Annotated in this window: 15 protein-coding genes; 11 read left to right on the top strand and 4 right to left on the bottom strand. The window is 74.4% G+C overall.

Annotated elements, in window-relative coordinates:
• Positions 1–247 precede the first annotated feature (247 nt).
• From ACFVWU_RS18920 to ACFVWU_RS18885, 8 genes are all read left to right on the top strand, one after another.
• Positions 248–1,657, top strand: a complete 1,410-nt coding sequence (locus ACFVWU_RS18920; protein WP_387622013.1) for a sensor histidine kinase — start codon at positions 248–250, stop codon at positions 1,655–1,657.
• Positions 1,609–2,274: a LuxR C-terminal-related transcriptional regulator gene (locus ACFVWU_RS18915; RefSeq protein WP_380614901.1), complete on the top strand. Its 666-nt coding sequence runs from the start codon at positions 1,609–1,611 to the stop codon at positions 2,272–2,274. Before ACFVWU_RS18920 ends, ACFVWU_RS18915 begins: the two co-directional genes overlap by 49 nt.
• 200 nt (positions 2,275–2,474) lie before the next feature.
• The gene (locus ACFVWU_RS18910) at positions 2,475–4,076 is read left to right on the top strand and encodes a DUF2637 domain-containing protein (protein WP_387622009.1); all 1,602 of its coding nucleotides are present in this window, start codon (positions 2,475–2,477) and stop codon (positions 4,074–4,076) included.
• Between the two features lie 115 nt (positions 4,077–4,191).
• Complete coding sequence (locus ACFVWU_RS18905; RefSeq protein WP_387622006.1) at positions 4,192–5,481, top strand: DUF6986 family protein; 1,290 nt, start codon at positions 4,192–4,194, stop codon at positions 5,479–5,481.
• 126 nt (positions 5,482–5,607) lie between these two features.
• A complete protein-coding gene (locus ACFVWU_RS18900; RefSeq protein ID WP_387622004.1) occupies positions 5,608–6,264 on the top strand; it encodes a YigZ family protein in 657 nt (218 codons plus the stop codon).
• 266 nt (positions 6,265–6,530) lie between these two features.
• On the top strand, positions 6,531–8,303 hold the full coding sequence (locus ACFVWU_RS18895) for a hypothetical protein (protein ID WP_387622001.1): 1,773 nt from the start codon (positions 6,531–6,533) through the stop codon (positions 8,301–8,303).
• A gap of 114 nt (positions 8,304–8,417) precedes the next feature.
• A complete protein-coding gene (locus ACFVWU_RS18890) occupies positions 8,418–10,151 on the top strand; it encodes a restriction endonuclease (RefSeq protein ID WP_387621998.1) in 1,734 nt (577 codons plus the stop codon).
• Positions 10,152–10,472: 321 nt separating this feature from the next.
• On the top strand, positions 10,473–11,237 hold the full coding sequence (locus tag ACFVWU_RS18885; RefSeq protein WP_387621995.1) for a ZIP family metal transporter: 765 nt from the start codon (positions 10,473–10,475) through the stop codon (positions 11,235–11,237).
• A gap of 35 nt (positions 11,238–11,272) precedes the next feature.
• Here ACFVWU_RS18885 and ACFVWU_RS18880 read toward each other — a convergent pair whose 3' ends face one another.
• The gene (locus tag ACFVWU_RS18880; RefSeq protein ID WP_387621991.1) at positions 11,273–12,178 is read right to left on the bottom strand and encodes a LysR family transcriptional regulator; all 906 of its coding nucleotides are present in this window, start codon (positions 12,176–12,178) and stop codon (positions 11,273–11,275) included.
• A gap of 112 nt (positions 12,179–12,290) precedes the next feature.
• Between ACFVWU_RS18880 and ACFVWU_RS18875 the strand changes: the two genes are divergently transcribed.
• The gene (locus ACFVWU_RS18875; protein ID WP_387622017.1) at positions 12,291–13,232 is read left to right on the top strand and encodes an EamA family transporter; all 942 of its coding nucleotides are present in this window, start codon (positions 12,291–12,293) and stop codon (positions 13,230–13,232) included.
• Here the strand turns inward: ACFVWU_RS18875 and ACFVWU_RS18870 are convergent.
• A complete protein-coding gene (locus ACFVWU_RS18870) occupies positions 13,123–13,668 on the bottom strand; it encodes a MarR family winged helix-turn-helix transcriptional regulator (protein ID WP_387621988.1) in 546 nt (181 codons plus the stop codon). The genes ACFVWU_RS18875 and ACFVWU_RS18870 overlap by 110 nt on opposite strands.
• A gap of 135 nt (positions 13,669–13,803) precedes the next feature.
• Here ACFVWU_RS18870 and ACFVWU_RS18865 point away from each other — a divergent pair, with 135 nt between their 5' ends.
• Positions 13,804–14,136, top strand: coding sequence for a DUF2218 domain-containing protein (locus ACFVWU_RS18865; RefSeq protein ID WP_387621986.1), 333 nt, complete (start codon positions 13,804–13,806; stop codon positions 14,134–14,136).
• On the opposite strand, the gene ACFVWU_RS18860 is transcribed toward ACFVWU_RS18865, so the two are convergent.
• Together ACFVWU_RS18860 and gabT are read right to left on the bottom strand one after the other, a co-directional pair.
• Positions 14,109–14,762, bottom strand: coding sequence for a phosphatase PAP2 family protein (locus ACFVWU_RS18860; protein WP_387621983.1), 654 nt, complete (start codon positions 14,760–14,762; stop codon positions 14,109–14,111). The genes ACFVWU_RS18865 and ACFVWU_RS18860 overlap by 28 nt on opposite strands.
• A gap of 466 nt (positions 14,763–15,228) precedes the next feature.
• Entirely contained in the window at positions 15,229–16,584 is a 1,356-nt protein-coding gene (gene gabT / locus ACFVWU_RS18855; protein ID WP_387621981.1) for a 4-aminobutyrate--2-oxoglutarate transaminase, read from the bottom strand.
• Positions 16,585–16,825: 241 nt separating this feature from the next.
• Here gabT and ACFVWU_RS18850 point away from each other — a divergent pair, with 241 nt between their 5' ends.
• Complete coding sequence (locus ACFVWU_RS18850; RefSeq protein WP_387621978.1) at positions 16,826–18,907, top strand: ATP-binding protein; 2,082 nt, start codon at positions 16,826–16,828, stop codon at positions 18,905–18,907.
• Positions 18,908–19,053: the final 146 nt, after the last annotated feature.

Here is a 19,053-nt window from a genome sequence, read left to right as displayed (position 1 = left end):
ATGGTACTGCAGGGGGGACCCTGTGGGAGAGTAGGACGCCGCCGAACAATCATTCAGAAGAACCCCCATCCGGATTCCGGATGGGGGTTCTTCGCATTTTCGGACCATCTCAACCGGCGGGTGTTGCTCCGACCGCCGACAGGTGGACCTAGGTCCACCTCGGAATTGGGGTGCCATGGCCAGTGTCCGGAGCCGGTCGTTCGTGAACACTGATGAAGGACGATCGGTACTGGCATCAGGAGCTTGCGTGACCACAGTGACTAGCACGAGCGGCACGTCCGTACGTGCGCAGACTCGGGCGGCCTTCGAGGCCGGCGTCCAGGGACTGGCCAGGCTGGCTCAGGTGACGCTGGCCGCGGCCGCGGGGTTCGCGCTGCCGGTGGTGGCGGCCGTCCTCACCGGGGTGGTGACGGCCCAGTTGCTCATGGACTACTCCCCGGCGCCCCTGATCGCCCTCGTGGCCGCGCTGGTCGCCGGCTCCGTGGTGGCCACCGCCTTCGTCCGGAGGACCGCGGACCGTACCCGCAGGTTCCTGGAGCGCTGGTACGGCATACGTCTTCCGGCGGCCTACGAGCCGCTGCCGGAACTGGAGTCGGACGAGCACGGGCACTGGTGGACGGGGTACTCCTACCACCGCTCGCGGACGGTCGCGAAGTGCGCGCAGCTGGTCCACTGGGGCCTGCGGGACCGCACCACCCGCGCCGAGTTGGCCTGGCTGGTGGTGAACCCCGTCCTTGCTGCCGCCTTGGCCGGTCCGGTGGTGCTGCTGCTGGTGCTGGGTGCCGCCTACACCTTGGCGGGGCCGGTTCCCGCGGACGGGTTCGGCCCGATGAGCCCGCGCATGATGTCGTTCCTGCTGAGCATCGGGGTCGGGATCGGGATGGTGCTCGCCGGGATACTCGTCGCACCGTACGCGGTGCGCGGGTACGCGGAGGTGGCCCGCCGGGTGCTGGACCAGGACGGTCGGGCCACGCACGCCCAGCTGACCAGGCGCGTGGCCGAGTTGACCGAGACCCGGGCGGACGCGGTGGGCAACCAGGCGGCCGAACTGCGGCGGATCGAGCGCGATCTGCACGACGGAGCCCAGGCGAGGCTGGTCGCGATCGGGATGACGCTGGGCACCATCGAGCACCTGATGGACACCGACCAGGCCGCCGCGCGGGAACTGCTCTCCGAGGCCCGACAGTCCTCGGCCCGGGCGCTGCAGGAACTGCGCGACCTGGTCCGCGGTATCCACCCGCCGGTGCTCGCCGAGCGTGGACTGGGCGACGCCGTCCGGGCGTTGGCGCTGGACAGCGCGCTGCCGACGGAGGTGTTCGTGAGCCTGCCGGACCGGCTGCCGGCTCCGGTGGAGGCCGCCGCGTACTTCAGCATCTGCGAGCTGCTGGCCAACGCGGCCAAGCACTCCGGGGCGGACCAGGTGTGGGTGGACATCCTGTACCGGGCCGGCTCCCTACGGGTCACGGTGACGGACGACGGCGTGGGTGTGGCAGATCCGTCCCGGGGTACGGGCCTGCGCGGGATCGAACGCCGATTGGGTACCTTCGACGGTGCCCTCGCCATCGACAGCACGTCGGGCGGTCCGACCACCATCACCTTGGAGTTGCCGTGCGAGTTGTCCTCGCCGAGGACCTCTACCTCCTTCGCGAAGGCCTGATCCGGCTACTGGAAGCGCACGGCTTCACCATCGCGGCCGCCGTGGAGACCGGCCCCGAGCTGCTGGAGGCGCTGCTGACCCACCGCCCGGACGTGGCCGTGGTCGACGTCCGGCTGCCCCCGACGCTCACCGATGAGGGGCTGCAGGCGGCGCTCAAGGCACGCCGGGAGATCCAGGGCCTGCCGGTGCTGGTGCTGTCCCAGCACGTCCAGCAGCTGTACGCGCGGGAGTTGCTGGCCGACGGCACGGGCGGGATCGGCTACCTGCTGAAGGACCGGGTGTTCAACGCCGGCCAGTTCATCGACGCGGTCCGCCGGGTGGCTGCGGGCGGGACGGCGATGGACCCGGACGTGATCGCCCAGCTGATGCAGACCACAGCGCGCCGACCCGGCCCGCTGCTCGGGCTGTCCCCGCGCGAGCGCGAGGTGCTGGAGTTGATGGCCGAGGGCTGTTCCAATTCGGCGATCGCCGCCCGCCTCTCAGTGAGCGACGGCGCTGTGGCCAAGCACATCGCCAACATCTTCAGCAAGCTCGGACTCGCCCCGGACGAGGACGCCAACCGGCGGGTGATGGCCGTGCTCGCCTACCTCAACGGCACGGCGGGGCAGAACCGCTGACGGTCCGACCGGCCTCGGCGGGCAGGGTTGCTCCGTAGCGTGATGTGACACTCCAGGCTGCGGAAACGCTGAAACACGCGTACGAGTAAACTCCGATGGGCCGAGCCCGGAGGTTGCTCAGCCGTCCGGCGGCCCGATAGACGGGAACCGGCAGCCGAGCGCGTACGGCAGCAGCCGACATCCAGGGGTTGATAGACGTAATGGCACGCCCAACGCTCACCAAGGCCCACCGCGGCCTGCTCGGCCTGGTCGCGGCCGGCGCCTGCATCATTTCGGGCATCGGGTTCGCGGGCTCGTACAACGCGGTGCGCGAGCTGGCCTTGGAGAAAGGTTTCGGTGCCTTCTCCTACGCCTTCCCGATCGGCGTCGACGCGGGCATCGTCGTGCTCCTCGCCCTCGACCTGGTGCTGACCTGGCTGCGGATCCCCTTCCCGATGCTGCGCCAGACGGCGTGGCTGCTGACCGTCGCCACCATCGCCTTCAACGCGGCCGCCTCGTGGGGCGACCCGCTCGGCATGGGGATGCACGCCGTCATCCCGGTGCTGTTCGTCGTCGTGGTCGAGGCCTCCCGGCACGCGGTGGGCCGGATCGCGGCGATCACGGCCGACCGTCACATGGAGTCGGTCCGGGTGATGCGCTGGGTGCTCTCCCCGGTGCCGACCTTCCGGCTCTGGCGGCGGATGAAGCTCTGGGAGCTGCGCTCCTACGAGGAGGTCATCCGGCTCGAGCAGAACCGCCTGGTCTACCGCGCGCAGCTGCGCTTCCGGTACGGCCGTGGCTGGCGCCGCTCGGCGCCGATCCAGGCGCTGCTGCCGCTCAAGCTCGCCAAGTTCGGCGTCCCGCTGGACCCGTCGCTGCTCGACCGGCTGGACGAGGAGGCCCGCGAGCGCGAGGCCAAGGAGGTCCAGGCGGAGAAGGAGGCCAAGGAGCTCGAACTGCAGGTCCAGCAGAGCCGCGCCGCCGCGGCCATCGCCCCGGCGGTTCCCGCGGCCGGCGGCCCGGTCCCCGCCCGCGCTGCGAGCGCGGCCCAGCCCCAGCGGCCCCAGAACCCCCAGCAAGTTCGGCCTGAGCCGTCCCAGGCGCAGGCGCAGGACAAGGACCAGCCCCAGGCGCAGCCCTCCGCCGAGGCCCAGGCTCCCGCAGCCCCCGCGGCTGCCGCGCCGATGTCCGCCGAGGTCGCCGCGCCGATGCTGGCGAAGCTGCACGCCGTCCGCCTGCGTGCCGCGCAGGAGCCGGAGGAGGCGGCGGACACTGCCCTCCAGCCCCGTGGCGAGGAGCTGAACGTCTGGACCGAGCGCCCGGTCCGCACCACCGGCCACTCGGCCGACCCCGCACCGGGCGGGCGGGTGCCCGGCCAGGCCTCGCCGTGGTTCAAGCCGCCGCGCCCGGTTGCCGAGGAGCCCGCGCCGGCCCTTGCCCAGACGCCTCGGCCGCAGGCCCAGCACCCGGTCGTCCCGCAGGCCGAGCCGGGCGGGTCGCAGCAGGCCCCGGCCGCCCAGCAGGCCCAGGCCGAACGGCCGACCCAGCCTGAGCAGCCCGCTCCGGCCGAGGAGCCCGTCCAAGCCGAGCAGCCCGAACACCGCCCGGCGCCCACGGCCCTCGACCAGGACATCGCCTACGACGCCCTGGTCTCGTACATCGACAACCACAGCCACGAGCCCGACCCCCAGCGCCTCGCCGCCTGGCTGACCGCCGAGTACGGCGTCAGCGGCAAGGGCCCGGACGGCTCGGTCCACCCCAAGGAGGTGGCCGAGCTCTACCCACAGCTTCGCGACCGCTACACCGCCGCCGGGAGGGACTGAACCAGCGCCGACACCCTCCGTCCACCGCTCGGTCCGCCATTGACGCCCGACCCCGCCGGAGCTACCTTCGCCTCAACAAATTGTTGAAGTGCTGGTTCGGCATGGAGGAGTGCGGATGTCGCAGGTCGAGGTCGACGGAACCGGGCCGACGGGCGGGGCCTCCTTCTCCGCCGGCGCCCGCGCCGCCGTCGAGGCGCTGCTCGCACCGGTGGACGCCGATCTGGCGCGCCGCTACCCGGGCGACTCCGGTACCCGGCAGCCGGTGCACACCGTCTACGTCCCGGCCGACGCCTTCGGTGCCGACACCGTGCGGGAGTGGGGCCGCCAGGCCCTGGAGGCCTTCGACACCCACGCCGGCACCCCCGCCGAGCTGGCTCGCGCCCTCGGCGTCGCCGACGACGGGCTGCTCGCCGACGTGCACGCCCGGGTCGGCTCCAAGCTGCGGCGAGAGCCGATCGAGGACCTGCGGATCGACTTCGAGGACGGCTACGGCCCGCGCCCGGACGCCGAGGAGGACGCCGCCGCCGTCCGCGCCGCCGAACTGGTCGCCGCCGCGGTGGCCGAGGGCAGCGCGCCGCCGTACGTCGGCATCCGGATCAAGTGCATGGAGGCGCCCGTCCGCGCCCGCGGCATCCGCACCCTGGAGCTCTTCCTCGCCACCCTGCTGGCGAACGGCGGCCTGCCGGAGGGCCTGGTGCTGACTCTGCCCAAGGTCACCTACGCGGAGCAGGTCACCGCCCTGGTCCGGCTGCTGGAGGACTTCGAGCGCCGCGCCGGGCTGCCGGCCGGCCGGATCGGCTTCGAGATCCAGATCGAGACCACCCAGGCCGTTCTCGGCCCGGACGGCCGGGCCACCGTCGCCCTCATGATCGAGGCCGCCGAGGGCCGTGCCACCGGGCTGCACTACGGCACCTTCGACTACAGCGCCTCCTGCGGGGTCAGCGCGGCCTACCAGAGCATGGACCACCCGGTCGCCGACCATGCGAAGGCGGTCATGCAGGTGGCCGCGGCCGGCACCGGGGTCCGGCTCTCCGACGGCTCGACCAACGTGATCCCCACCGGCTCCACCGAGCAGGTGCACGCCGCCTGGAAGCTCCACCACGACCTGGTCCGCCGCTCGCTGGCCCGCGCCTACTACCAGGGCTGGGACATGCACCCGGCGCACCTGCCGACCCGCTACGTCGCGGTGTACTCCTTCTACCGCGAGGGCCTGGCGGCCGCTGCCGCCCGGCTGGCCGCGTACGTCGCCAAGGCGGGCGGGGACGTGATGGACGAGCCGGCCACCGCCCGGGCGCTCAGCGGCTATCTGCTGCGCGGCCTGGACTGCGGCGCCGTCGACCCGGCCGAGGTCGCCGCGCTGACCGGCCTCGACCGCGCACAGCTGGACGCCCTGGCCGGCCGCTGACCTTCCGGCCGCCGACGCCCCGGCCGCCGACCCCCCGGTCGCGCGCCAACTAGGCTGGCGGTGCCGCCCCGGACACCCGGGGTGCGCGCCGCCAGCCGTCGCCGTTCCCGGGAGAACCACCGCGCCATGTCCGCCACGCCGGAACCGACCACCAGGCCGTACCTCACCATCCGGCGGGCCGGCAGTCACGAGACCGAGATCAAGAAGTCCCGTTTCATCTGCCACCTCGCCCGGGTCGCCGACGAGGACGAGGCGCAGGCCTTCATCGCAGGCATCCGCAAGCGGTACTGGGACGCGCGGCACAACTGCACCGCCTTCGTGGTCGGCGACGAGCAGCGCCGCGAGCGCTCCAGCGACGACGGCGAGCCCGGCGGCACGGCCGGGGTGCCGATGCTGGAGGTGCTGCGCCGGCGCGGCCTGACCGACACCGTCGCCGTGGTGACCAGGTACTTCGGCGGGATCAAGCTCGGCGCCGGTGGTCTGGTGCGGGCGTACGGGAACGCGGTGTCGGCGGCGGTCGACGAGATCGGCCTGCTGGAGCGGCGGCCGGTCGCGCTGCTCGCGGTGACGGCGGACCACGTGCGCGCCGGGCGGGTGGAGAACGACCTGCGGGCCGCCGGGTACGCGGTGAACGACCTCGTCTACGAGGCGGCCGGGGTGCGGATCGAGGTGGGCGTGCCGGAGCCGGAGGTGGCCGCGTTCCACACCTGGCTGGCCGAGGCGACCGGCGGTACCGCGGTGGCGGTCCCGGCCGGCCGCACCTATGTCGAGGTACCGGTCTGACCCACCGGTCGGGGAGCCCGCCCGGAGCCGTGGTGGCACCGGAGCCGCTGAGGCCCGAGCGCCCGCCACCGGGTCGCTTTCCGTAGCCGAGCGGCCTCGCCGCGCGGAAGACCGCTTGAGTAGATTCACCCGAACGTAGTGTCGTGGCCCGGAGTTGGAACTTCCGCTCCGGGCCGTGGCGTTTCCTGGGCAAGGATCCGGCCGAACCGGACGAAAACCATCGATGGAGGACACCAGACCCCACCCCGCACCACGGAGGTATGCGCATGACCTCAGACCGCTCGCCGTCGCCCGCCGGTGCCGACCTACCCGGCCCCCGAGGCCCCGCGACGCCCTACCGGATGACCGTCACCACCACCCTCCCGCACGCCGAGGCCGTCGCCCTGGCCGACGCGCAGCTGGCCTCCTGGCTGAAGCAGGAGGGCTGCGAGGAGCCCCCGCCGGCCCACCGCGCCCCCGCCGGGCCGGCCTCCGGCGGAACGCCCCTCGCCGCCGAACGCCTCCGTCTGGGCGACCGCGTCCTGCTGGACCGGGACCAAGGCCCGCTGCGCGGCCCGTCGGGCGCCGGCCGCTACGACCGCCGCCGCCTGCGCACCCCGGCCCCGCACGGCACCCGGCAGCTCACCCTCACCGTGGCCACCGGCGCCGAGGGCCGCACCTGGTTCCGGCTGGAGGCCGAGACCCACAGCACCGGCAGCGGTGTGCGCACCCCCTGCCGGGTGCCGGTGCCCGAGCTCGCCCGCACCCTGCTCCCGCTGCTCGACGCCAGCGACGGCCCGGCCGCCGTCCACCCCGTACCCCGGGTGATCACGACCGACGAGGTCGACGCCCTGATCGACGAGCTGTGCGACCCGGAGCGCCGACTGCCCACCGTGGTCGCCAGCGTCCCGGTGAACCTCCCGCTCGACCGCTGGGTCGAGGACGTGGTCCGCCCGCTCTGCCGGCAGCTGCCCGGCCTCGCCACCGCCTACGTGCTGGACCCGGGCGCCCGTACCGGCTTCAACGTCGCGCTGGAGTACCACACCGTGTACGGCGGTGCGGTGCGCACCTACCTGCCCGAGGTCGACCCGGCCTCCCGGCAGGACGGCGCCCGGCATCCGGTGCTCGCCCGGGGCCGAATAGAACAAGACCTCCGCCGTGCCGCCGGCCTGCTCGCCCGCGAGCCGCGCCGCCTCGCCGCCGACCAGCCGCTGCCGCCGCCGCTCGCGGCCGTTCCGGTGCTGCGCGTCCCGCCGCCGCAACTCCGCCCGGCGGCCGACCATCCCGTGGTCACGAGCGTCGACGCGACCGTCGACACGGCCGCCGAACTGGCCGAGTTCGCCCGCGAAGAGCAGCAGGACCGCGCCGAGCAGCAGGCCAGGGCCGACGAACTGGAGCGGGTCCGGCGCACTCTGCGCCTGGAACACCGCGACCGCGGCCAGACCCGGGACGGCCACGAGGGCCGCCTGCGCACCGGCGCCCGTGGCCTGGCCGGCCGCCACTGCACCATCCCGGGCTCCGGCCCGGCCGTCGGCCAGCGCTCCGCCGCCCAGCCCTTCGGGTGGGTCGGCAAGCCCGAGACCTTCACCGACCTCCTGGCCCGGCTCGGCGAGTTCCCGCTGCTCACCTTCACCGGCGACCAGAAGGCCGCGCTCGCCCTGGACGGACTCCAGTGCGCCGGCGCCGGTTGGGCCCGGCTCGCCTGGGACGGTCTGACGGCCCTGCAGGAGTACGCCGAGGCGGCCGTGCGCGGCGCGGCCGGCGGGGACTTCAAGCAGTGGTGCGAGCACACCCCGGACGGCTGCCACCGCTTCCCGCCCCGCAAGGCGGTCCGCGGCGAGTCCCGGACGGTGTTCAGCCACACCAAGTGGAAACGCGAGCGGATGCTGCCGGTCCCGGAACACGTGGACGCCTCCCGGCGCGCGTTCATGGGTGCGCACCTGCGGATCGGCGGCGGCCGTACCGCGCCCCGGCTGCACTACCTGGACGACTGTTCCGGCAGTGGCCGGATCTACGTCGGTTACATCGGCCTGCACCTGACCAACACCCGGACCAACTGACCGGCTTGGCTGACCGCTGAGCCCGTTCGGTGGACAATGTCCGGCAGGGGCGGGGCCGCGGGCCGGCCGGCCGCCCCGGGCAGGTGCCGGACGAGCATGGGGGAACGACGACCGATGCAGTACTCAGCTGACGGCCAGTCGGACGGCCCCGCCACCGTCCAGTTCCCCCAACCGGGCTTCCTCGCCTCGGTCTTCCGCGACCTCGGCGTCGACGAGGGGCCGGAACCGGATGACCCCGCCGGCGGCCGGGCCGTACCCGGCGGCCCCGGCGAGGCGGCGGTGGGTGACGGCCCGTCCGTCCCCGGCCCGACGCCCGGCCGTCCGATCGGCGATCCGGGTGACGGCTCGTCCACCTCGGGCGCCGCCGACCCCGGCTCCGCCGACCCCGGGGACGGCATCGCCGCGCACGCCCGGGCCGCCGCCCTGACCCACCACCGCACACTCACCGTCCAGGCCGAGCACGACCGGCTGACCGACCTGCTGCGGCGGGCCGCGCTGCCCGTCTCGGCCATGGACTTCGAGAGTCAGCTGCGCCACTACGAACCCCGCCCCTACCCGGCCGACGGCCCGGCCGCCGCCGACCAGTCCGAGCCCCGCTGGGAGGACTTCGCCCCCGCCGAACCGGCTGCGGCCGACCCGGAGAGCGGCCCGTCCCGCCGCCTGCTCGACTCCGGCTACCAGCGCGAACTGGCCCAGGCCCGGCTCACCCACCAGCGCGCCCTGCGCGAGTGGCGCACCCGCCGGGCCGAGGCCGGCAGCCCGGCCGCCGACGAGTCCCGGCGCGCCCACGAGGCGGCCGAGGAGGCCCGCGCCCGCGCGGTGCGCGAGTACAACGAGAGCCTGGAGGAGTGCCGACGCGCCTACCGGCTGGCCGAGCCGGCCGCCGTGGAGTCGCTGCTGGAGCGGGCCCTGGCCGCCGCCGAGACCGCCACCCAGGACCTCCCCGCCCCCTGCCGGGCGGTGTTCCGCCCGCTCACCCGCACCGCCGTGCTGGACCTCGACCTGCCCCCGCTCGACCTGGTGCCCTCGCTCACCGGTTACCGGCTGGCCCCCGACGGAGACATCGTCCCGGTGCCGCGTCCGCCCGCGGACCGGGCCACCGACTACCTGCGGCTGGTCGCCCGGCTCGCGCTGCGCGCCCTGCAGGCCGCCGACGCCGTCGACACCGACGAGATACTCGCCGGTGTCGTCCTCAACGGCTGGCTGCGCGAGCCCGGTGCGGCCGAGCCGCTCTGCCTGCTCAGCGTGGACGCCGACCGCGACGCGCTGGCCCGCACCCGGCTGCTGCCGCCGGAGACACCGTACGAGGAGCGCGACGACGAGGGCGTCTACGCCGACGCCGAGCAGGACGAGGCCCTGGTCCGGCTGCGCCAGCTGGACGCCGCCGTCACCCCGGACCCGTACGCCCGCGCCGTCGTCGAGCCGGCCGCCCAGGCCGGGGCCGCCGTCCCGGCCGCGCTCGACCTGTCCGCCAACGAGTTCGCCCAGCTGGTGCGCGACCTGCTCATCCGGGGCGGTCTCGCCGAGTGGAGCGTCCGGCTGCGCGGCCCGGCCGGGCTGGTCGCCACGGGCGAGGGTGCCCCCGGCAGCTCGCTGCCCGGCCGCTGGGTGGTCTGGGCCTCGAGGGGCGCCGCACCGGTCACCGCCGAGCAGATCGAGACCCTGGCCGAGGCCGTCACCGAGGAGTCCGCGGAACGCGGCCTGCGGCTGACCACCGGCCGTTTCGCCGACGACGCCCTGGACCTCACCGCCGAGGAGAGCCACCGGCACATCCACCTGATCGACGGCGACGGCGTCCGCGAACTCGCCCGCACCCACCTCGGCCTGCCGCTCGCCGCCGGCCTCTGACGGTCCGACGACCTCTGACGGGCCCGACGGACCAGACGGTCCCGAACAGACGCCCCGGCCCGGAAGACCCGCCCTGTCCGACCTCGGAGTTCACCCCGACGGGTCACCAGGCGGGCGCCCCGCCGGGCCCGGACCGAGGCTGAGGACCGGATCCCATCGGCCCCGGCACCCCCCGGGCGATCACCGTCGAACGGTCGTCCGGTACGGTCGGCGGTCGGCCCGGCCACGGGCGGACCCCAGGGGGAGAGGAATGGGCACAGCGCTCGGCAGAGCACACGTCGACACCGGCCATCCGGCGGGCCAGGTGCGGGAGGCGACCCGATGACCGCCGTCCTGGTCGCCGCCGGGGCGTTCCTGATGACGCTGATCGGCGGCTTCGTCGCCCAGCGCACCGGCGACCGCCGTCATCTGGTGCTCGGCTTCGCGGCCGGCCTGATGCTCGGCGTGGTCGCCTTCGACCTGCTGCCCGAGGCCATCCACCAGGCGCCCGGAGAAGTGCACGGCGTGCCGCAGGCGCTGCTGATGTTCGCGGTGGGCTTCCTCACCATCCACGTGGTCGAGCGCGCGGTCGCCATCCACCGCGGTCACGAGGGCGAGTACGCCGAGCACACCCACGGCCACCACCACGGCCACGCCCACCACGCCGGGGCCCAGGGCATCGGGCTGACCGCCGCGCTGGCCCTGGTCGGGCACAGCGTGATGGACGGCTTCGCGATCGGCGCCGCCTTCCAGGCCGGCACCACGGTCGGCACGGTGGTGGCCATCGCGGTGGTCGCGCACGACTTCGCCGACGGCTTCAACACCTACACGATCACCCGGCTGTACGGGAACAACCGGCGCCGGGCGCTGACCCTGCTCGCGGCCGACGCGTTGGCCCCGGTCTCCGGCGCGGCGATCACCCTGGCCTTCACCATCCCGGAGCACCTGCTCGGCCTCTACCTGGGCTTCTTCTCCGGCTTCCTGCTCTACCTGGCGACCTCCGACATCCTTCCGGAGGCGCACAGCCCGCACCCCTCGCGCAGCACCCTGCTGTGCACCGTCGCCGGGGTCGGCTTCATGTGGCTGGTCATCGGCTTGGCCAGCTGACCCCCGGCTTCGCCGACCGATCCCGGATACGCCGGCTAACCCGGAAGGCGGTTCCAGCACTCCCGCATCGCCGCCAGCGCCTCGGTGATCGCCGGCCGCCGGGAGGCCTGGGTCCGCCAGAGCGCGAACACCCGTCGGCTCGGCTGCGAGGCCACCGGGCGGGCCACCACCCCGGCCGGCAGCGGGCCCCGGCCGAGCCGGGGCACCAGGCCCATCCCCAGACCGGCCGCGACCAGCGCGATCTGGGTCTCGAACTCGCCGACCTGGTAGCGCACGTCCGGCTCCTCACCGGCCTCACGCAGGGTGCGGACCAGCCAGTCGTGGCAGATGTTGCCCGGCGGCATGCTGATCCAGCGCTGCCCGCACAGCCGCTCCACCGGCACCGCGTCCAGCGCCGCCAGCTCGTCCCCGTCCGGCAGCAGCAGGTCCACCGGGTCCGTCCCGAGGTCCAGCCGGGCCAGTCCCTCCTGCACCGGCAGCGGCACGGTCGGCCAGTCCTGCACCAGCGCCAGATCCACCTCGCCCCGGGCCACCAGCTCCGCCGCCGGGTACGGATCGCTCTCCAGCAGCCGTACGTCCAGCTCCGGGCAGCGCTGCCGCAGTGCGGCCAACGCCCCGGGCATCAGTCCGCGCGCGCCGGACGGGAAGGCGGCGACCAGCAGCCGCCCGACCGCCTGGCCGCGCTGCTCCTCCAACCGCACCTCGGCCTGCTCGACCAGCCTCAGCACGGCCTGCGCGGTGGTCGCCAGCTCGTGCGCCGCGTCGGTCAGCACCACGCCCCGGCCCTGCTTCTCCAGCAGCACCGTCCGGGTCTCCCGCTCCAGTTTGGCGATCTGCTGCGAGACCGCCGAAGGCGTGAACCCGAGCGCGGCCGCCGCCCCGCCGACCGAACCGTGCACCGCCACCGCGTGCAGCGCCCGCAGACGCCCCAGATCCATCATGCAGCGATCCTAAAGTGTTTTCTTCAGCATTCATTGCTGGTGCTACACGGTATTCCGCCGCCATGCTCCATCCATGACCGCAACACCCGCCGCCCCGGGCGGCAAGAGCAGCATGAGTCCTCGCCACATCGGCCTGGCCGTCCTGGTGGCCGCCGTGTGGGGCCTCAACTTCGTCCTCATCCACGTCGGCCTGGACAGCTTCCCGCCGCTGCTCTTCTGCGCCCTGCGGTTCGCCGTGGTCGCCGTGCCCGCGGTCTTCTTCATCGGCCCGCCCAAGGTGGCCTGGCGCTGGGTGCTGGCGGTCGGCCTGGTCCTCGGGGTGGTCAAGTTCGGGTTGCTCTTCCTCGGCATGCACGCCGGAATGCCGGCCGGCCTCTCCTCCCTGGTGCTCCAGGGCCAGGCGGGCTTCACCGCCCTGTTCGCCGCCGCCCTGCTGGGCGAGCGCCCGGGCGGGCAGCGGCTGCTCGGCCTGGGGATCGCCTTCGCGGGCATCGCCCTGAGCGCGTTCGACCAGGGCCTCGGCGGCCCGCTCGAGGCCTTCGCCCTGGTGGTGCTGGCCGCCGTCGCCTGGGGCCTGTCCAACGTGCTGACCCGCAAGGCGGCACCGCCGGACGCGCTGCGCTGGATGGTCTGGGTCAGCGCCGTCCCGCCGCTGCCGCTGCTGGGCCTGTCCCTACTGGTCGAGGGGCCGGACGCGGACCTGCGCGCGTTGCGCGGGATCACCCTCGGCGGGCTCGGCGCGATCGGCTACGTCGGGCTGGTCTCCACCCTGTTCGGCTTCGTCGCCTGGAGCTACCTGCTGCGCAGCTACGACGCGACCGCCGTCGCGCCCTACTCGCTGCTGGTACCGGTGTTCGGGATGTCCTCGGCCTGGCTGCTGCTGGGCGAACGGGTCAGCCCGCCGGCCGGCGCGGCCGCGCTGCTGGTGATCGCCGGGATCGGGATCACCGCGCTGCGCCCGGGGCTGCCGAGCGCCGTGGCGGCCCGGCTGCGAGGAAGCGGGCCTCGGCGGAGCGCAGCACTTGCAGCAGCACCTCCTCGTCCTCGGGGCTGACCTCGCCGAAGTACTCCTGCGCCACCTCGTCCCGGACCTGCCCGATCCGCTCCACCGCCGCCCGGCCGGCCCCGGTCAGCAGCAGCCGCACGGCCCGCCGGTCGGCCGGGTCGGGGCTGCGCTCGACCAGTCCGGCCTCCTCCAGGGCGTCGACCACGGTGGTGGCCGAGCGCGGGGCGATGTGCAGCTTGTCGGCGAGGTCGCTCAGCCGCATCGCGTGGTCCGGCGTCTCGCAGCCGGGCGCGTGGGCGAGGGTGCGCAGCGCCCGGGCCTGGCCGGGGGTGATGCCGTAGGGCTCCAGCCGCCAGCCGGTCTGGCGGCGGATCCGCTTGATTGCCCTGGTCATCGCGTCCGCCAGTTCGGCCGCGCCGACCGGGGAGCCGGGCCGGGGGGTGGGGGAGGGGTCCGCCGGGTCGTCGGTCGGCGTGGTGGTCATCGGCGGTCTCCTCGGCTGGCGTCCGGCCAAGGGTATCGGCCGGTCGGGGAAATATGTTGAGCTTAGCTCAGTATCTGGGCTAGCGTAGGCCCCAGTGAGGGGACCCTAAGTTCCCTCCCCGACCCTGGAGGGCCCATGCCCGTTTCCACCGCGCGCGTCGCCACCGACCGCCCCGCCCGCTACGCCAAGCAGCTCGCCGCCCACATGAGCCGCAAGATCGAGACGTCCTTCTCCCCGGAGACCGGTCGCGGCACCCTGGTCTTCGCCGCCGGCACCGCCACCCTGGAGGCCCAACCGGACGCCCTGCTGCTGACCGTCGAGGGCGAGCGCGAGAACCTGCCCGGTCTGGAGGACGTGGTCGGCCGCCACCTCGTCCGCTTCGGCGCCCGCGACGAACTCGTCGTCGAGTGGCACCGCGACAACGGCGAGGCCGGCCTCGTTCACCGCAATGAGGAGCCCGAGGCCTGAGGCCTTCGGGCACCCGGCCGGGGCAGCCACCGGTCGAGCGCCCACAGCACCAGGGCCGCCAGGCACCAGCTGGCCACCACGTCCAGCGTCCAGTGGAAGTCGCTCCACACCAGCCCCGCGCCCACGCCGAGCGCGAGCAGCACCGCACCCGCCGTCAGCCCCCGGGCCGTCCGCGGCCCCGCCGCCCGGGCCAGCAGCAGCGCCGCCACCCCGTACGAGAACGTCGCGGTGGCGGTGTGCCCGGACGGGTACCAGCCCCACTGCCCCGGCGTCAGCGCGTCCCCGAGCGGGCCCGGCCGGGCGAAGGCCGCCTTCGCCGGGACCACCAGCAGCGGGATCAGCCCCGAGGTCAGCACCGCCACCGGCAGCGGCAGCCACCAGCGCACCGCCCCCGCCCGGCGCCACCACCAGGCGGCCAGTGCCCCGGCCGCCAGCAGCACCGGGACGGCGGGCACGGCGCTGCCCAGGTCCGACAGCAGGTGGCCGAGGGGGTCGAGCAGGGCGTTCGGGTGGGCCGCCCGCACCGCCCGGCGGACCGAGCGGTCCAACCCGAGCAGCGGCCCGTCCGCCGCCACCTGCCAGGACACCACCAGCAGCACGACCGCCGCCACCACCGGCACCGCCATCGAACGGGCGGCCCGGCCCAGGGCAGCGGACAGCCGCCCCGGAGCAGGGGGGAGAGCTCCGGGGCGGCTCTGATGATCGCCGTTCCGTGCGCCCCGGGGGGTGTGGGTCGGACGGTCGGTCGATCGGCCTTCGGTATGCGCCGACCCTCGCGGGGCGGCCTGGTTGTCCTCGCGGCGCCCGCGCGGACCCGCCCCTGGGGGTGGCTCCGCGGGCGGCTCCGCCAATGGCTGAGGCTCGCTGTCCATCTGCGATGACACTACGTCAACCGCCCTTCCGCGCCGAGCGCCTTCAGCGATTCCGCACATCATCTTCACCCCGCCCCGGGCAACCTCCGGACCGTCCCGTCGATCATGCCCGACCGCCGCACCGGGCCCGTACGAACCGAACGGCCCGTGCGGACCAGAGGTCCCCACGGGCCGTTCAGCGCTGTCCGGACATCCCTCCGGCGGGCAGGTGGCGCCTGGATCAGGCGGCGGTGACACCCTGGAGCGCGAACGCGCCCTCGATGATGTCCAGACCCTCGGTCAGCAGGTGCTCCGGCATGACCAGCGGCGGCAGGAAACGCAGCACGTTGCCGTAGGTGCCGGCGGTCAGCACGACCAGGCCCTCGGCGTGGCAGGCCTTGGCGATGGCCGCGGTGGCCTCCGCGTTCGGCTCCTTGCCGCCCGGCTTCACCAGCTCGACGGCGATCATCGCGCCGCGGCCGCGGACGTCCCCGATGATGTCGAACTTCTCCTGCATCGAGCGCAGGCGGCCCAGCATGACCTCGCCGATCCGCTGCGCCTTGCCGACGAGGTCCTGCTCCTTCATGGTCTCGATGGCGCCCAGCGCGGCGGCGCAGGCCACCGGGTTGCCGCCGTAGGTGCCGCCCAGGCCGCCCGCGTGCGCGGCGTCCATGATCTCGGCGCGGCCGGTCACCGCGGCCAGCGGCAGACCGCCGGCGATGCCCTTGGCGGTGGTGATCAGGTCCGGGACGATGCCCTCGTCGTCACACGCGAACCACTGGCCGGTGCGGCAGAAGCCGGTCTGGATCTCGTCGGCGACGAACACGATGCCGTTCGCCTTCGCGTACTCCACGATGGCCGGCAGGAAGCCCTTGGCCGGCTCGATGAAGCCGCCCTCGCCCTGGATCGGCTCGATGATGATCGCCGCGACGTTCTCGGCGCCGATCTGCTTGTTGATGATGTCGATCGCCTGCGCGGCGGCCTCGGCGGCGCAGTTCTCCGCGCCGGTCAGCCAGCGGTACGGGTAGGCCACCGGCACCCGGTAGATCTCCGGGGCGAACGGACCGAAGCCCTGCTTGTACGGCATGTTCTTCGCCGTCAGGCCCATGGTCAGGTTGGTGCGGCCGTGGTAGCCGTGGTCGAACACCACGACGGCGGTGCGCTTGGTGTAGGCGCGGGCGATCTTCACCGCGTTCTCGACCGCCTCGGCGCCCGAGTTGAACAGCGCCGTGCGCTTCTCGTGGTCACCCGGGGTCAGCTCGTTCAGCTGCTCGGCGACGGCCACGTAACCCTCGTACGGGGTCACCATGAAGCAGGTGTGGGTGAAGGCGGCCAGCTGCTCGCTCGCCTTGGCCACCACGGCCTCGGCGCTGTTGCCGACGTTGGTCACGGCGATGCCGGAGCCGAAGTCGATCAGCGAGTTGCCGTCCACGTCCTCCAGCACGCCGCCGTTGGCACGGGTGACGTACACCGGCAGGGTGGTGCCGACGCCGGCCGCCACCGCACCCAGCTTGCGGGCCTGCAGCTCCTGCGACTTCGGGCCCGGGATCGCGGTGACCAGGCGGCGCTCCTGCGGGAGCGGCGTTACGGCGCTCATGGGGTATCTCCAGACTTCTCGGCTCGGTGCTTCGCAGGCTACGGCCGCCCTCCCCGACCGGGCATGCGCCACTCGGTAGCACTGCGCCATCCGACTTGTCCGGCACGGCCAGCGCGGGTGACGCGACTACCCGCAGGTCCCGCTCCACTACCCTGAGCGCGGGCGTGTCGCCGGTACGGCGGCATGGGTATGGCGGCACCGACGGCGGTCGGGCCGGGCGGGCGAGGGAGCGGGGCCGTACATGGCACAGCACGGGGCACACCACAACGGCGAGCGCACCACCACCAGACCCCCGACCGCCCTGCCCCACCAACGGCCCGGCGGGCCCGCCTTCGACCTCGCCGACTGGGCCACCGCCCCGCGCCCCGAAGCCGAACCCGGCGTCTACCGGCTCGGCTACCGCCGCATCGACCCGGAACGCGCCGAGGCCGCCAAGGTCCCGACCTGGCCGCTGCTGCTGCGGGCCGCGCTCAACGTGGTGGTGGGGTGGTTCGCGTATCTCTACGGCACGCAACTCCTCATGTACGTGCTGGTGTGGTTCGGTGGGCAGACGGGCATCGGTCCGCTTGCCTCGCCATCCGAGTCCGAGGCCATGTTCACCCTCCTGGTGGCGAACGCCCTGGTGATCGGCGTGGTCATCAAGGTCTTCGGCCGGATGGGCCGCTGGCCCGAGGTGTGGCGCCGCTACGCCGCCCCGCTGCTGTCCCGGACGGTGACGCGGGAGGAGCCCGCCGAGGAGGACGGCGTAGCGGCGGAGGCCGCCCGTGGGCAGGACCCGTGGGACGGGCTGCGCCGGGGCGGGGCGGCCGAGGCGGCGGCGCGGCTGGACGCCGAGGCGGTGGGCGACGTCGACTTCGTGCGGATCCACCGCGCCTGGGAGTCCGCGCAGGCGGATCCGGTGTTCGTGCCCGCGTTCAGCGAGCAGGTGGCCGCCCGCGGCGCCGCGGCCTTCGCTCACCCCTCCGAGACGCGCGAGCTGCCCGGCCGGGCGCGGCGGCACGATCTGTTGCTCGGTCAGGTCTGCCTGGGTGTCGCCCAGGACGTGCCGAAGAACCCGCTGAGCCACCGGGCGGCCGGCTTCGCGCTGGACCCGGCGGTGCTGGGCACCTCGCTGCTGGCGGTCGGTCCGGCCGGGACGGGGAAGACCGCGCGGCTGGCCCGGCCGGTGGCCGAGGCGCTGTGCCTGCAGGCGCTGGCCGGCACCGCGTGCGCGGTGGTGGTGGGGGCGGCGGACGTCGACCTCGGCCCGGACGCCTGGTACGACGTGGTGATCGCCCCCGGCGACCCGGCCTCGGTGTACGGGCTGGACCTGTACGGCGCGGCGCAGGACCCGGACGAGGCCGCCGCCCGGCTGGCCGAGGCGCTGCTGCCGGACGAGCTGACCGCCCGCGCCGAGAACGCCCGGACGGCGCTGCAGCAGGTGGTCGGCCCCTTCCACGCCGCGTACGGCCGTTACCCGGGGGTGCGCGAGCTGCGGGCGGTGCTGGGCGGTGAGCCGGACGCGCTGGCGGCGCTGGTGAAGGGACTCGGCGCGGCGGGTCGGCTGGCCGTGTACGAGCGGGACCTGGAGCACCGGGAGCGCCAGCGAGGCCGGGCGGACGATCCCGGAGCCCTGCTGGCGGACCGGCTGGCGCTGCTGGACCGGCCCGCCTTCGAGGGCGCCTTCGCGACCGATGGGACCGGCCGCCCCCCGTTCGCGATGCGGGTGCTGGACCACCCGCTGCGGGTGCGGGTGAAGCTGCCCGAGCGCAGCCACCCGGAGGCCGCCCGGATGCTGTCCCGGCTGGTGGTGGGTCAGTTCGTGCAGGCGGCGGGCGCCCGCGAGGACCGCTCGCTGTTCGCCGGGCTGGTGGTGGACGACGCCTCCGCCGCCCTGGACGCCGGTTCCGTGCGCGGCCTGCAGCGGATGCGCGGCGCGAACGCGGGCGCGGTGCTGCTGCTGCGGACGCTGGTGGACCTGCCGGAGGCGCTGCGGGCGCCACTGTTCGGCGCGGTCGGCTGCCGGATGGCCTTCCCGGGGATCGCGCCCTGGGACGGGCGGCTGTTCTCGGAGGCCTGGGGGACGCACCTGGTGCAGGAGACCGCGGTGACCCACACCCCCGACACCTCCGGCGGGGTGATAAGGCGGGCCGGCCGGCTCGGGCGGAAGGCGCTGTCGGGTACGACGGCGCAGACCGAGTCGGTGACGACCCGGGATGTGGAGCGGTTGCGGTGGTCGCCGTCGGATCTGGCGCACGCGTTGCCGGCGGGGCACGCGGTGGTGTCGTTGACGGCGGTGTCGGGGGAACAGGTGCCGCCGCTGCTGGTGGATCTGCGGGGCTGAGGCGGGGCTGAGGCGGGGACGGGACGGCGGCGGGACAGCGGCGGGACGGGGGTTGTGGAGAGGCCGGGGCGGAAGTCGCCTTCGAGGTGGATTCGGCAGTGCCGGTTGTCCGGGGCGTCCATAATGAAGGGGAGAGACCCTCACCA

It is taken from the genome of Kitasatospora sp. NPDC058190 (genome assembly GCF_042883685.1).
Lineage (GTDB): Bacteria > Actinomycetota > Actinomycetes > Streptomycetales > Streptomycetaceae > Kitasatospora.
Note: the sequence above shows the minus strand (reverse complement) of the source record. Positions and strands in the feature narration are given on the sequence as shown.